A 14,233-nucleotide genomic window follows, 5' to 3' on the forward strand; every position below is an offset into this window, starting at 1 on the left:
GACTTAAATATACTTAAAAATACATTATGTTCATTTACAACGTATGATGTTTGCTTCAATTTCCGGTTCTTTTCCTTCAAGCAACAATTCTATGAAAACCTTACTGAAATAAGGAACAAGGGATACTCCTTTAGCCCCAAAACCATTGAAAATGTAAACGTTTTTAAAGCCTGGATGTTTTCCCAAAAAGGGCCTTCTGTCTTTTGTGGCTGGACGTATCCCATGGACATGTCTAATAATTTTTTTTTCTTTTATTTTCAGAAGCTTATCCAGCTTCTCAAGAATTTCATTTTTCCCCCTTTCCGTGGGCCCTGAATCCAGATCATGCCAACTGTAAGTGGAACCTACCCTATGCCTGCCATCGGGCAGCGATATCCTAAATACCCCCCTGTTGATAATTTCTTCCGGATGAAATTCTTGTTCAATATCCATAATCTCACCCTTGACGGGAGCAAATGGCAAATTGCCAAAATATTTACTTTGAAGGGCCCCTAGCCCATTGCAATAAATGATTCCTTTGGCCATGATGTCTTTATAGATGATACCACCTTCATCCACTTGCAATGCATCTTCCTCAAAATGTTCCTGCCTCAACATTCCACCATGAATCATTTTTTGAGCATAGGCATCCAAAAGTTTGGGAATATCCAGATATCCTGAATTCTTAAGCATAATCCCTCCAAAAGGATTGACTACTTCGGTGTAACGCTCTTCGGTATAAATTTTTTGAAAATACGGCTGCAGCAAAGGGTCACCACTGTGCCCCATCCATTCATTTTGCTCTTCAATACTTAAGAACGGCCTGTAAATGGATTTACGGATCAAGAATTTTTCCCCTAAAAAATCCTCTATTGATTGATAAAATGGCTCTATCTCAGGAAAAAGTTGATCTGCCAACCAGGTTCTGACCATTTTCTTGCCGGTTACCGGATTGTACAAACCTGCGGCAACCCGACTGCTCAAATTGCCTGAAGGGGTATCGTAAATTATGAAACGGAGCTTTTTTTCCACCATCCTAAAGGAAAGTGCAGTACCGGCAAGCCCCTGCCCAATGAGTAAAAAATCTACTTCCATGCCCAAAAATATATTCTTTCTTCGTTATTTTGAGGCTTAAACGAGAAGATTGTCTATGCTGCAACTTAAATCTTTTACTTTTAATCCATTCATGGAAAACACCTACCTCCTCTATGACGAATCGAAAGAGGCTGTGATTTTTGATCCGGGATGCTTTGAAAAATATGAGCAAAGGGAACTCTCTGATTTTATTGAAAAGGAGGACCTGAAAGTAAAATATTTAATAAACACCCACTGCCACATCGATCATGTGCTTGGCAATGCTTATGTCAAGAGAAAATATGAAGTCCCATTATACATCCATGAAAGGGAACACCCTGTTTTAAAATCAGTATCCGCTTATGCTTCTAACTATGGCTTTGCAGGGTATGAGGAATCTCAGCCTGATTATTACATCAATGAAAATGATCAGCTAAAATTTGGTAATAGCAGCTTGGAAATCAGGTTTGTTCCGGGCCATTCTCCCGGGCATTTGGTGTTTTTCCATGAGGAAACAGGTATTTGTATTGCTGGCGACACTTTGTTCCAAGGAAGCATTGGTAGAACTGATTTACCGGGAGGTGACCATGACACCCTTTTAAATGCCATCAGGACACAGATGTTTTCATTACCGGAAAACACCAAAGTATATCCCGGACATGGGCCTATGACCAATATCGGGTTTGAAAAAGAGCATAATCCCTTTGTCGGAAAAAGAGCGAGGTTCTGATGATCAAAAAACAAATCCCAAATACCCTCACTTGTCTCAATCTCCTTTCCGGCATGTTGGGCATTTACTTTGTTTTGGAAGGAAATATAAAATTTGGCGCATATTTTATTTTTGTTGCCGCCCTATTTGATTTTTTGGATGGCTTTTTGGCAAGGATTTTAAAGGTTCATTCAGAAATTGGAAAAGAACTGGACTCCCTGGCCGACTTGGTAACTTTTGGGGTTTTGCCTTCTTTTGTTCTATTTCAAATGATCAATCAAAACGGAGACCTGGGATATTTACCTTTCTTTGTTTTCATTGTTGGAATATTTTCAGCGATCCGCTTGGCCAAATTCAACGTGGATACGCGGCAAAGTGACAGGTTTATCGGTGTCCCCACCCCTGCCAATGCTTTATTGATCAGCACTTTGCCCTTTTTGGCAGAAAGATTCCCGGGAATATCCCAAACCCTCAACCAGCCTCATTTCATCATGGTTTTGGCCTTGGTTTTGTCTTTTTTGTTGGTTTCTGAATTGCCCTTGATTGCATTGAAATTCAAAAACTTTGGAATTAAAGACAATATATTCCGCTACCTCACGATTTTGATAGGTATAATCTGCGTCTTCACCCTGGGTATAGGTGGGATACCATTTGTAATAATTTCTTATATTGTACTGTCGGTGATAGAGGGATTATTTACCAGAAATGCTAAAGCCAATTAGATTCTATACCATTTTTCTCTGCTTTTTTTATCTCTTTTTTGGTAAGCAGGCTTGGACTTTGGCCCAACAGGGCCAACCTTTTTTCAAATTCCCAATTCTTGAAGATGGCGTCTATAAAATAAGCGCCCAGCAGGCACTTTCTTTGGGTTTTACCGATCTTGATGCAATTGGAGTCTATGGTTTCCCCGGTATGCTGCCCCAAAAGCTGGATAGTATTGACTTAAATTTGAGACAGATTCCATCCAAAAGGATTGGCAACGACCTGTTTTTTTTCCTGACGGGACCTCACCAAGTTTCTGTAAAAGAGGGAAATTTTGACCTACAGGTACACCATTATACCGATACCCTATTTTATGTGATCGGTCCAGCTGAAAAAAAGATGGAAATTCCTGATAGCCAATCGAAATTATCCGCCCCTGAATTACAAAAAATCTATGGAATCCAGTTTATCAAATGGGAAGAAACCAATCTTTTGACTTCTGGAAGGTCTTGGTATTCCAGACCGATTTTCAATAGGGACAGACAATCCTTTAATTTTTCACCCATGCAAGGGGCTACGGGCAGCCCTCAACTAACCGTAAAGGTGATGGGGCAATCCTTATCGGAAGGAAGAATGGAATTTTTCCACAACAACAACTTAGTGGGCAATGTCAGCATTTCAAATATCCCCAATTCCCAATACGGCATCAAAGGCAGGGAAAATACTTTCCGGGCAAATTTATCTACTACTTCAAATTACAATATTCAGGTGAATTTCAACAGTGCAGATGTGAACGGAACGGGTTACCTTGCTCATGCCTTCCTGACTTTTCCTTTTTCCCCTACTTCTGCCCCTGCAGGCCGGTATTTGATCCAGGAGGGTGGCGTAATTCCAAGAAGAACAGGATTGCAACAATGGCTGATCCGGGATTTTTATGAAGTCCAATCTGTAGAAAACCCTTCGATTACACGCCCAGGGGATCAATTGGTACTATTTGCCCCGCAAAACATCCCCCCTATTCATAGCGTGGAAAATTTAAACCTCGATGCAAGAAATGCAAACGGCAATGCCGAATTGATCATTATCACCGCAGCATCACTTTCTTCACAAGCCAACCGCTTAGCCGCACACAAAAACCAAATTGGAGTCAGCACGCTGGTTTATACTGTTTCTCAATTATATGATGCATTCGGCTACGGAAATAAAGACATTACTGCTTTTAGAAATTTTCTTGCCTTTCTTTTTCAGCAAAATAGCTCCTTAAAAAATGTTTTGTTTTTTGGAAAAGGTACTTTTGACTACAAGGGGGTTCTGGGGGGAAGTCCCAATTTGGTCCCAACCTACAGTTCCAGAAACAGTTTGAATCCACTGGCAACCTACAGTTCCGATGACTATTTTGGATTCCTGGAAATTGGTCAGGGGGAATGGGAAGAAAGTGCCGCCGGGGATGAACTGCTCCGCATTGGAGTTGGAAGAATACCGGCAATCAATTTTCAGGAAGCCAGGGAGGCAGTCAACAAAATCATTTCTTATGAAACCAATTTACAAACGGAGGGTAGCTGGAAACGTAAATTGGCCTTTTTCGCAGATGACGGAGACAATAATATCCATTTGAATGATGCAGAGATCCATGCTGGTTTTATTCATGATAACCATCCTGAGTTTGAAGTCATCAAACTTTATTTGGACAGGTTTGAACAGGAAAGGGACAATAACATACAGCGGTCTCCACAGGCGAGGGACGCTTTGCGGTCTACCTTGCAGGATGGGGTATTGTTATTAAATTATATCGGTCATGGAAATGAAACCACTTTGACGGCTGAGCGGGTGTTTACAGTTTCAGACATTAATGACTGGCCTGAAAATTCCCGCCTGCCCTTATTTATCACTGCCACCTGCGAGTTTGGAAGGCAGGACAGTCCTTTTATCCGGTCAGGGGCAGAAGATTTGCTTTTTGCCCGGAACAAAGGGGCCATTGGATTACTGACTACAGGAAGGCCGGTATTCAGTTCAGTGAACTTTGCGTTGAACAAAGCTATCATTGAGGCAGTTTTTCAGAGAGTAGAGGGAAGCTTTCAGGATTTGGGCAGCATTTTTAAACTCACCAAAAATAACAGCCTCAACGGTCCATTTAACCGAAACTTCTCATTGATAGGAGATCCATCATTAAGACTTGCCTTGCCCGAACTGACAGCTGAAACCCAAAAAATCTGGGATATTAGACTGGAAATGGAAAAGGATACCCTGAAAGCCTTGCAACAAGTCAGGATTAAAGGCCAAATCACCGATCCATTGACCGGAGCCCATTTGGTCAACTCCAAAGGAAGGTTTAACCTCAGCCTTTTTGACAGGCCTGAAAAGGTGAAAACTCAGGGAGACGAAAGCAGTCCAGTAGAATTTTGGGAGGAAAAGAATCTTTTGTTTCAGGGAAGTGGCACAGTTAATGATGGGGAATTTATGACAGAGTTGATGCTTCCCGGAAGCATTGATCTGGCACCGGGTCAGGGAATCATAAGGATCCTGGCAGCACTGGAAGATGGAAAGGGTGAAGCATTTGGGGCAAAAAGAGTTATTATAAGCGGAAAAGATTCTTTGGAAATCCTAGATACTGATGGTCCTAAAATCAGGTTATTCTTTGGGGAAAACTTGGAGGAGACAGCACCTGTCATTCCTTCAAGGACCTATCCTTTGAAAATGACCTTAGAAGACAAAAGTGGCATCAATATTTCCGGATTTAGCCCAGGCCAGGGAATCACCTTGCAGGTGAATAATGACCCGCCTATTTGGCTGAACAGGAGCTTTACTGCCCTAGCTGGAGGGTTTAAAATCGGGGCGATTTACACCCAATTGCTCAATCTTCAGGAGGGGTTCAACACTTTAAAAGTTACCGCCTGGGACAATGTAGGCAACCGTTCTGAGCTTACAAGCAGTATAGAAGTGAGAGGGAGCCTAAGAATGCAAATCCTCAATGCAATCAACTACCCCAATCCTGCGATTGAAAGGAGTAATTTCAGGATACTTCATAATAGGCCCAAAGAAAACTTATTGTTGACATTGGAGGTTTACTCAATCAAGGGAGATATAATATATCGTACCTCAAAACGTTATGTTGAGGCGGAAAATATTTTGGATGATTTGGAGTGGATTTTTTTCCACAACAAAACAAAAAATCCCACAAAAGGAATGTATATTTACAAGTTGGAGCTAAGGTCTGAAGCGGATGGAACTTCGGATTCTTGGAGCGGAAAAATTATTATTCAATGAAAATAACGGCAAAACCATTAGTTAGTTCATTTATTTTTTTATGGATAAGCCTACTGTCCATACAAGCCCTAGCGCAGAACTCACCCATTATTACAGGCCAGGACCCCAATAGAAGGGTCATCACCACTGCAGTTCCATTTTTGAATTTTGCTCCTGACAGTAGATCTTCAGCGATGGGAGATGTAGGGGTTGCCACCAGCCCGGATGCATTTTCAGCCCATTGGAATGCCGGCAAACTTTCTTTCGTAGAAAACGATATGGCATTTTCTCTTTCCTATTCCCCTTGGCTGGGCAGGCTGGTTAACGACATGTTTGTTTCTTATCTGACTGGCTACAAAAGGATTGATGATGTATCTGCTTGGGGTATTGACCTCAGGTACTTCAACATGGGGGATATACAGTTGACCGACGGAAGAGGAAACGAACTGGGAGAGTTTACCCCTCGCGACATTGCGATCGGCGGTACTTACTCCAGAAAACTCTCCGACAATTTAGGTCTGGGCATTTCTGCCAGATTTATACATTCCAACCTGTCTGGAAATATATCTTCTGTTGGGGGCAATGAAAGCCGTCCAGGTATCAGTGTGGGTACAGATGTAGGCCTCTACTATACCAAAGAAGTTTTTCCTGGAAATAAATCAGGGGTATTTTCTTGGGGAGCCACCATCACCAATATTGGTCCAAAAATCACCTATAATAGTGCGGAAGACCTGGATTTTATCCCAACAAACTTAAGATTGGGAACAGCCTACACCATCAATTTCAATGACATGAATTCCATGACTTTTGCCCTGGATTTCAACAAACTGATGGTACCTTCCCCTCCCATTTGGCGAAGGAATGAAGACGGCTCATTAGCTACCGATGCCAATGGCAACCTGATTATAGAATCCGGTAGAAACCCCAACCGTCCTTTATTATCCGGCATGTTCGGTTCATTTGCTGATGCGCCTGGAGGATTCAGGGAAGAGATGCAAGAGGTGATGATTTCCTACGGTATGGAATATAAATACAATGATATGTTTGCCCTCCGTACGGGATATTTCTTTGAAAATCCCACCAAAGGTGGGAGAAGATATTTCACCATGGGCGTAGGATTCCTCTACAAAGAAAAGTTTGCTTTTGATTTTTCATACTTAGTTCCTCAAGTCCAAAACCATCCATTGGCAGAGACCCTAAGGGTCTCGTTAACTTACAATATTCCAAGATTATGATAGTAGACAGATCAATTGCTCCGGCTTTTCAGATTCCGGATAAAATTGACTTTCCTTCACCCATACCAAGGACTCTAAAAAATGGAGTCCATTTGTATTTTATACCCACCCCTGAAATCGGTGCCGTAAGATTGGAGATCAATGCCGATGCGCCGGCCACCCTTGGGGCAGAAGAAATAAAACTGGCGTCTTATTTTACCCTTCACATGCTGATGGAGGGAACCAAGGGAAAAAACTCTGCGGTCTTGGATGATTTCTTCGACACTTATGCCTCGGAGGTGGAGGTTATCAATACTTTCGAGCATCAGGGACTTTCCCTATTGACCACGAAAAAACATTTTCAAACCGTCTTACCGGTATTTAGGGAATTGCTTACGGAAGCCGTTTTCCCTGAAAAAGAACTTGCCAAAAGGAAATCACAAAAAATCCTGAGCTTAAACATTCTGAAAGAAAAAACAGGAAACAGAGCTTCCCAATTGTTCCGTCAAGAGCTCTTCGGTAAAGACCATTTTTATGGCCAAATTACCGAAGAAAAGGATGTGGAGGAAATCCAAAAAGAGGACCTCATTGCATTCTACAGCAATCAACTGTGGACCAATACGGAAATATTCCTTACCGGTAATTTAAGTAACTCGGAACTTGAATTCATTGAAGAAGTTTTGGGTGACCTTCCGGTCCATCAGGTAAACAAAAACCTCCCCCACTTTGAAAATCAAAGCCATCCAAGATTAGTTGAGGATAGGGAAAAAGCACTGCAGTCCAGCATCAGGTTAGGTTGTCATCTTATCCCAAAAAACCATCCGGATTATTTCGGACTTTGGGTATTCAATGTATTCCTTGGAGGTTATTTTGGAAGCAGACTGATCAAAAATATCCGAGAAGACAAAGGGCATACCTATGGCATATACAGCAGCATAGGCAGCCTCCAAGCAGCCGATTATTGGGTGGTAATGGCAGATGTGATCAAAGAAAACAGAGAAGAAGTAATCGAAGAAATATATAAAGAAATCCAGAAGCTCCAACATGAGGAAATACCTACTGCAGAATTGGAAACAGTACGCAATTACCTGGTAGGAAATCTGCTTTCCAATTTCAGTTCTGCTTTTGAGCTCATCTCGAGGTTTAAGTCAATCCATCAGTCAGGATTGGATTTTGGGTTTTACAAAAAACAATTGGAATACATCAAAACTTTTGAAGCTGAAAAAATCCAAGAGATCGGGAGAAAATACCTGAATAAAGAAAAAATGGTGGAGATTATTGTTGGTTAACCTGTCCGGAGAGACTTTAAAAATCCATAAATGGCTGAAATGTCACAGTGATGCTTCAGCCAATTTTCGTATAATTTCATTCTTATTCCCTTCGCGCCCAAATCATCTGCCAACTCAAAAAATCCTCTAGCTACCTGGAAATTGGCAGACAAGAGTGCATGCTTCAATTCAAATTGCACACGAATTAATAGCGCCAAATCCTCTTTAGGATTTTTGTTCATAGATTTGATTTTTTGACAGACCTTCAAAGTAGAAGGAAGCATGACTGATTGGTACCTTTTGTATTGGTCCACAGACATGGCCTTGGGATGAAGTCTCTTTTTGATCCCAAAATGGTCAGAAAAAACAAAAGGATATTTTCTTGCCAACCTTACCTGTATGTCAAAATCCTCATAACTTAATTCCTCATCATACCCCCCTTCCAAACGAAAAGTAGAAGAACGGATTATCATGGTGACTGAAAGAATATGGTGTTTGGCCACCATGAGTTCATAAACATCCCCATCTATGACCGCATATTGGAGTTTCCCTTTACTACTTCTTGGATAAAAAGTCCTGATTTTCCCATCATTAGAAAAGAGGTAAGCATCAGAAAAACAAACAGCGGCCTGAGGGTACTTTTCCAGACACGCTACCGACTTAAAAATATGTTCTTTACAAATCAGATCATCACCGGAAAGGTCTATGAAGTACTCCCCTTTTGCCTGTTCAAAAGCCCGGTTGAAACTTTCACAGTACGGAATGCTTTGATTTCGGGAAATGAAAATTACACTTATTTTTTCCTTATTCTCTTCCAGCCAACCTTTGATTTGCCTCACAGAATTATCCGTACTTCCATTGTCTACTATGATCAGCTCCAAATTTGGATAATCTGACTGCAAAACAGAATCCAAGGATTCCCTGACATAATCCTCTTGGTTAAATACGGTACAGATGATACTGACCATTGGAGATGAATTCATGGTCTATCTTTTCTCGGTTTTAAAATAATCCTCCTGCATTTGTCTGAAGGAATTCTTGTCCCTAATATAATCTGCTTCATCAAATGCCCTATCTGCCATTACAAGCAAAACCGCCTCCCTTCCAAATGTAACAGAAGACCAGGTCATATTAGGAATGTATAATGCCTCGTCTTCTTTTTGAAGGGTAAAAATATATTGTTTACCGTCCAGGCATTCAAGATTGACTTGGACATTGCCGCTAAGGCAGATCAAAAGTTGGTTTTCCTGTTTATGGGCATGCACCCCTCTTTGTTGACCCTCTGGGACACCCAAAATCCAAAATGACCTTTTTATCGGAAAAGGAAAAAGCCCATTACCCTCAAAAAAAGTAAGTTTACCGGTTTCAGTAATATGGCTTTTAAGGTGGATCAGTTCTGGTCTATGAAGGTTTGCTTTCATGATCCTAAATTAACTTATCCTTAGAAAACCACCTATGCCTGTATGAATTTATTAATTTTGACGCTAAAATTTGAGACGCACCATGTCGGAAAGCCCGCAAACTGATACTTATTTAACATTAAAAGCAAAATCGGAAGGTCTGTACAAGGAAAAAGGCAGCAAGTTTTTGGCTTTTGCCTTTCCGGTAAAGGATGAAACTGAAATCAAGGAAATACTGGATCAGTTAAGGAAAAAGTACTACGATGCCCGCCACCATTGTTATGCTTATATTTTGGGTAAAAACCAGAACATTTACAGGGCCAATGATGATGGAGAACCCAATCATTCTGCTGGGGATCCTATCTTAGGACAAATCCGCTCCCATCACCTTACCAATGTGCTGATTGTGGTAATTAGGTATTTTGGAGGCATCAAGCTTGGGGTCGGTGGATTGATACACGCTTATAAAACAGCCGCTGCGGATGCCATTGCCAACAATGAAATCATAACCGCTGTACTACATGAAAGAGTCAAACTTGATTTTGATTACCTCAGTATGAATGAAGTGATGAAACTGATCAAAGATTATGATCTTCAGATAACAGATCAGCATTTTGACAACCAATGTCAGCTCGTAGTAGAAATACGGCAAAAACTCCTGGAAGAAATCAGTCATAAAATCTCCGATCTGAACGGAGTGAAAATGCATATCCTAGGCTACGAATAAAAATAGAACCATTACTTTCTTTTGTGCATTTTGGTCACTGTTGTGATTCCATTTTAAACCAACCATTTACTATAGGTCAAAATTACTTTAAGTCCTTACTTGATTTTTTTACCACAAAAGATCCATAAGTTCGCAAAAGTTAATCTTCTCCAAACCTTCCGAAATCCGAAATCTTCTAAAATTCACCTATTAAACAACTCATCCAAATACCCTTGGTATTGAAGTTTTTTATAGATTTCCAGACAGACCCAGGCATCAGTGGCAGCATACAGCATTTGCTTATCCGTAAGAACAGATGCTTCCCAATTGGACACTTGTTCGGATTTGGATATCCGCATATTCAAAACCATGGCAGCAAGATTTCTCACGCCCACATTTTCAAAACCTACTTTTTTGAGTTCGTCATTGAGGTCAAAGAAACTCTTGGGCTGAAAGCCAACTGCAACTTTTCTTAAAGCCCTCAGATCATCCAAAACTGCTGCCCCGATCTTAATAATACTGGGTTCTTCCAAGATTTCCTGTATCAAACCAGGCATCCCGACTTCATTGAGCCTGATAAGATAGGCGACTTCATCAGTGGCCAACTGTAACAGGGAAACATAATACTGGGATCCTTTTCGGAATGAAGGCCTTGTTTCAGTATCAAAACCCAATAATTGATGTCTTCTCAGTTCGTCGGCAACGTCCTTGATCTGATCTTTGGAATTGACCAAAACAATTTCACCTTCAAACTGTCCAAGCGGTAACTCGTTAATTTCTTCCTTAGTGATTCTCTTAAGGATCATACAGCCAATTCTTTTTTGATATCCTCCATTTCCTCTTTGGAATAGAAAGTCATGCCCAGCTTAAAATACCCGAATAAAATGGTCATAAATGGAGAGATGATATTGAAAAAACAATAAGGTGCATAAGTCAAAGTAGCAACACCCAGGACAGAAGCCTGGGTTGCGCCACAGGTATTCCAGGGAACCAACACAGACGTCACCGTAGCACTGTCTTCTAGGGTCCGGCTAAGGTTTTCAGGTTTCAACCCCCTTTTTCTGTAAATATCCGCGTACATTCTTCCCGGCACGAGAATAGCCAGGTACTGATCCGAAGTAGTCACATTGAAAAATACACAGGTGGCTGCCGTAGAAGCTATCAAAGATCCCACGGAATGCACTTTTTCTATAATAGCCTCTGCCAAGACTTTTAACATTCCACTCTCCTCCATAATACCACCGAATATCATGGCACAGATAATCAGCCAAATGGTATTCAACATACCAGACATTCCTCCTGTGACCAAGAGCTCATTGACTACATCATTACTGGTCGTGATGCTTATTTCACCATATAGTGCCATCATCACTGCTTTATAAGATTGATAAAGAAAAGACTCAGCAGGAGCGCCTGCGATTACAGAAATCACTTGAGGCTGGAAAATGACCGCAAAGACCCCACCCAACAAAGCCCCGGCCAGAAGAGCCGGAACAGCGGGAACTTTTTTGACGATCATCACCAAGACCAAAACCGGTACAATAAATAACAGTCCGTTTATATTAAAGTTTTCAACAATTACTTCTGAAATTTCCTTTACCTGTGAAACCGAACCTTCAGCACCTGAAACAAAACCTATGACCCCAAAGATGAGCAAAGTAATCACAATGGAAGGAACCGTTGTTTTGGTCATATGCCGGATATGGGTAAACAAATCTGTACCTGCCATTGCCGGTGCCAGGTTGGTTGTATCCGATAATGGGGACATTTTATCTCCAAAATAGGCTCCCGACAAAATGGCTCCTGCAATTATCCCCTCACCAAAACCAAGTGCTTTACCAATACCCAAAAGGGCAACACCCACAGTGGCCACTGTAGTCCAGCTGCTACCGGTAGCCACGGACACTATGGCGCTGACAATACAAGCAGCTATCAGAAAAATGGTAGGATTCAGGATCTGAAGCCCATAGTAAATCATCGCAGGAACAATTCCACTCAAGAGCCATGTACCTGCCAAAGCCCCTATCAGTAACAAAATCAAGATACTGGACATGGCAGAAGAAATGCTCTTGACAATACCGTCCTGAAGTTTGCCCCATTTGATCTTCAGCCTGAATATAGCCACCAAACCTGCTATTGCAGATGAAATAACCAGTACCAGCTGATTGGATCCTGACAATCCATCCGTACCGAAAATCATGATATTGACGACCAAAAGGACAATTAAAAATAAAATAGGAAACAAGGATTCCAGTAGGGTGGGTGCTCTTCGACTAGTTACCATTCAATACAGATCAAAACATTTTAAAATCTGAAATTACCTTAAATCCGCAGGGCGGATTTAAAAAAAGCCGAAAAAGTGGCTGAATTTATTCAATTCAGGCTTTTCCGGCTCGTTTTTTTTCACTTATTTAGATGATACCACTCAAACTAGATAAGCGGTATGAAAATTACGAATTCGACAGAAAAAATCACACCTTTCGGAGGTTTTAATTTTGTTTTTAACTCTTTCAAAAATTCTGGTCTCCCAGAACTCATTGATAATCAATTGGGGGTTAGAGCCTTAAGGGGAGGGTTTTCATACAGTGACATTTTCGCCAATCATATGGCTATTTTCTTTAATGGTGGCGACTGTACTGAAGATATCAATGTTCACTTGAGAGACGCACTTGAACAGGTCCCTTCATTTTCAGTATGCAGTGCCGATACAATTCTGAGAGGTATCAAAGAGCTTGCTGTTGATACAGAACTCTTTATAAATCCGTCCAGTGGAGTAAGCCATGAATTTAATATCAATGGAAAACTCAACAGCTTGTTGTTAAAATCAGCTTGTAAGACCGGATTACTCAAGTCAGGTGTTGCTTACGACCTCGATTATGACAACACCGTCATTCCAACTGAAAAGTACGATTCAAAAAAGACATATAAACACGTCTATGGATATCAGCCAGGTGTAGCTTCCATAGCACATCCTGAATTTTCACAGGCCATTCCTGTGTACGTAGAGGGCAGAAATGGCAACAGTCAGGCCAAATATTTGCAGGCTGATACACTTACACGCATGTTTGGGCAGCTTACCAATGAAAATATCCGTATCGGAAGGTTCAGAGCCGATTCAGCATCCTATCAGGAAGAAGTTCTCCGCACACTGGAAGCACATACCGAAAGCTTTTATATACGGGCAAACAGATGTGCCAAACTGGATAATATCCTTGGAAGTATAGCCCCTGAGAAGTGGCAGAAAATACGTTTGGGTGTACAGGAAATGGAAGTTACTGACCTATCCGACTACAAACCTTTCGGTAAAGACAGGTCTTACAGGCTGGTCATTACCAGAATCAGGCGTAAAGACGGGCAGGCAGATGTGTTTAGTGGAGATGCATTTACTTACAGGGCTATTCTGACCAATGAACATACATCGTCCAATGAAGCTGTTGTAAGGTTTTATAACGCCCGGGGTGCAAGCGAACGCTTGTTTGATGTACTCAACAATGACTTTGGCTGGTCTAAGTTGCCCTGTTCGTTCCTTGCAGAGAATACCTCCTTTATGCTTATGACGGCTATGTATGCCAATTTTTACACCTATATCATTGGAGAGTATTCCAGAAAAGTTGATTGGCTTAAGCCTACCGACAGGCTCAAGAAGTTTATCTTCAGATTTATCACTGTTTCAGCCAAGTGGATAAGAACGGGAAGAAGAGAAGTGCTCAAACTGTTCACGAGTAAGGATTACAAGCCGATTTTGAACTAAATTCAGATAAAAACCCCTCAGGAGCTCAAAAAATAAAGATTTACAGGGAAGAGGTATGCCTTTTCCATTAAAATTGAGGAAAAAAACCGTCCATTTTATCCTCAAACCTAAAATCCATTGTCTCAAAACTATGAACACTCTTCAATCAAAGGGAAGAAATTCCCGAACTAGACCAAAAATGAACACA

At 41.2% G+C, this 14,233-nt stretch carries 12 protein-coding genes; 7 read left to right on the forward strand and 5 right to left on the reverse strand.

Annotated elements, in window-relative coordinates; translation table 11 throughout:
* Positions 1 to 30: 30 nt before the first annotated feature.
* Positions 31 to 1,074, reverse strand: a complete 1,044-nt coding sequence (locus tag BC751_RS19230; protein ID WP_130277036.1) for an NAD(P)/FAD-dependent oxidoreductase — start codon at positions 1,072 to 1,074, stop codon at positions 31 to 33.
* A 55-nt stretch (positions 1,075 to 1,129) separates the two neighbouring features.
* Between BC751_RS19230 and BC751_RS19235 the strand changes: the two genes are divergently transcribed.
* From BC751_RS19235 to BC751_RS19255, 5 genes are read left to right on the forward strand one after another with little or no spacing between them, the layout of a single operon-like run.
* Complete coding sequence (locus tag BC751_RS19235; protein WP_130277037.1) at positions 1,130 to 1,783, forward strand: MBL fold metallo-hydrolase; 654 nt, start codon at positions 1,130 to 1,132, stop codon at positions 1,781 to 1,783.
* Positions 1,780 to 2,484 (forward strand): CDP-diacylglycerol--serine O-phosphatidyltransferase, encoded by a 705-nt coding sequence (gene pssA / locus BC751_RS19240; protein ID WP_207226972.1) that lies wholly within the window; start codon positions 1,780 to 1,782, stop codon positions 2,482 to 2,484. Before BC751_RS19235 ends, pssA begins: the two co-directional genes overlap by 4 nt.
* A complete protein-coding gene (gene porU / locus BC751_RS19245; protein ID WP_130277039.1) occupies positions 2,468 to 5,728 on the forward strand; it encodes a type IX secretion system sortase PorU in 3,261 nt (1,086 codons plus the stop codon). Before pssA ends, porU begins: the two co-directional genes overlap by 17 nt.
* Positions 5,725 to 6,942 (forward strand): type IX secretion system outer membrane channel protein PorV, encoded by a 1,218-nt coding sequence (gene porV / locus BC751_RS19250; RefSeq protein WP_130277040.1) that lies wholly within the window; start codon positions 5,725 to 5,727, stop codon positions 6,940 to 6,942. Before porU ends, porV begins: the two co-directional genes overlap by 4 nt.
* Positions 6,939 to 8,210, forward strand: coding sequence for a M16 family metallopeptidase (locus BC751_RS19255; RefSeq protein ID WP_130277041.1), 1,272 nt, complete (start codon positions 6,939 to 6,941; stop codon positions 8,208 to 8,210). The genes porV and BC751_RS19255 overlap by 4 nt, the downstream gene beginning before the upstream one ends.
* Here BC751_RS19255 and BC751_RS19260 read toward each other — a convergent pair.
* Together BC751_RS19260 and BC751_RS19265 are read right to left on the reverse strand one after the other, a co-directional pair.
* On the reverse strand, positions 8,207 to 9,172 hold the full coding sequence (locus BC751_RS19260) for a glycosyltransferase (RefSeq protein WP_130277042.1): 966 nt from the start codon (positions 9,170 to 9,172) through the stop codon (positions 8,207 to 8,209). The two genes, BC751_RS19255 and BC751_RS19260, sit on opposite strands and share 4 nt — an antisense overlap.
* 3 nt (positions 9,173 to 9,175) lie before the next feature.
* Positions 9,176 to 9,610 (reverse strand): sugar 3,4-ketoisomerase, encoded by a 435-nt coding sequence (locus BC751_RS19265; RefSeq protein WP_130277043.1) that lies wholly within the window; start codon positions 9,608 to 9,610, stop codon positions 9,176 to 9,178.
* 82 nt (positions 9,611 to 9,692) lie between these two features.
* Here BC751_RS19265 and BC751_RS19270 point away from each other — a divergent pair, with 82 nt between their 5' ends.
* Complete coding sequence (locus BC751_RS19270; RefSeq protein WP_130277044.1) at positions 9,693 to 10,316, forward strand: YigZ family protein; 624 nt, start codon at positions 9,693 to 9,695, stop codon at positions 10,314 to 10,316.
* Positions 10,317 to 10,498: 182 nt separating this feature from the next.
* On the opposite strand, the gene BC751_RS19275 is transcribed toward BC751_RS19270, so the two are convergent.
* The gene (locus BC751_RS19275) at positions 10,499 to 11,101 is read right to left on the reverse strand and encodes a 3'-5' exonuclease (protein WP_130277045.1); all 603 of its coding nucleotides are present in this window, start codon (positions 11,099 to 11,101) and stop codon (positions 10,499 to 10,501) included.
* Entirely contained in the window at positions 11,098 to 12,579 is a 1,482-nt protein-coding gene (nhaC, locus tag BC751_RS19280; protein ID WP_130277046.1) for a Na+/H+ antiporter NhaC, read from the reverse strand. The genes BC751_RS19275 and nhaC overlap by 4 nt, the downstream gene beginning before the upstream one ends.
* A gap of 159 nt (positions 12,580 to 12,738) precedes the next feature.
* Here nhaC and BC751_RS19285 point away from each other — a divergent pair, with 159 nt between their 5' ends.
* Positions 12,739 to 14,046 carry an IS1380 family transposase gene (locus BC751_RS19285; protein ID WP_130273823.1) on the forward strand — a complete coding sequence of 436 codons (1,308 nt, stop codon included), beginning with the start codon at positions 12,739 to 12,741 and terminating at the stop codon, positions 14,044 to 14,046.
* The last annotated feature ends 187 nt before the right edge of the window (positions 14,047 to 14,233 follow it).

It is taken from the genome of Cecembia calidifontis, from assembly GCF_004216715.1.
Lineage (GTDB): Bacteria > Bacteroidota > Bacteroidia > Cytophagales > Cyclobacteriaceae > Cecembia_A > Cecembia_A calidifontis.

Excerpts from the sequence above, each read along its gene's own strand:
- BC751_RS19285 (WP_130273823.1), top strand. The coding sequence starts at position 12,739 with ATGAAAATTACGAATTCGACAGAAAAAATCACACCTTTCGGAGGTTTT.
- BC751_RS19255 (WP_130277041.1), top strand. The coding sequence starts at position 6,939 with ATGATAGTAGACAGATCAATTGCTCCGGCTTTTCAGATTCCGGATAAA.
- nhaC (WP_130277046.1), bottom strand. The coding sequence starts at position 12,579 with ATGGTAACTAGTCGAAGAGCACCCACCCTACTGGAATCCTTGTTTCCT.
- BC751_RS19270 (WP_130277044.1), top strand. The coding sequence starts at position 9,693 with ATGTCGGAAAGCCCGCAAACTGATACTTATTTAACATTAAAAGCAAAA.
- BC751_RS19275 (WP_130277045.1), bottom strand. The coding sequence starts at position 11,101 with ATGATCCTTAAGAGAATCACTAAGGAAGAAATTAACGAGTTACCGCTT.
- porU (WP_130277039.1), top strand. The coding sequence starts at position 2,468 with ATGCTAAAGCCAATTAGATTCTATACCATTTTTCTCTGCTTTTTTTAT.
- BC751_RS19260 (WP_130277042.1), bottom strand. The coding sequence starts at position 9,172 with ATGAATTCATCTCCAATGGTCAGTATCATCTGTACCGTATTTAACCAA.
- BC751_RS19235 (WP_130277037.1), top strand. The coding sequence starts at position 1,130 with ATGCTGCAACTTAAATCTTTTACTTTTAATCCATTCATGGAAAACACC.
- BC751_RS19230 (WP_130277036.1), bottom strand. The coding sequence starts at position 1,074 with ATGGAAGTAGATTTTTTACTCATTGGGCAGGGGCTTGCCGGTACTGCA.
- BC751_RS19265 (WP_130277043.1), bottom strand. The coding sequence starts at position 9,610 with ATGAAAGCAAACCTTCATAGACCAGAACTGATCCACCTTAAAAGCCAT.
- porV (WP_130277040.1), top strand. The coding sequence starts at position 5,725 with ATGAAAATAACGGCAAAACCATTAGTTAGTTCATTTATTTTTTTATGG.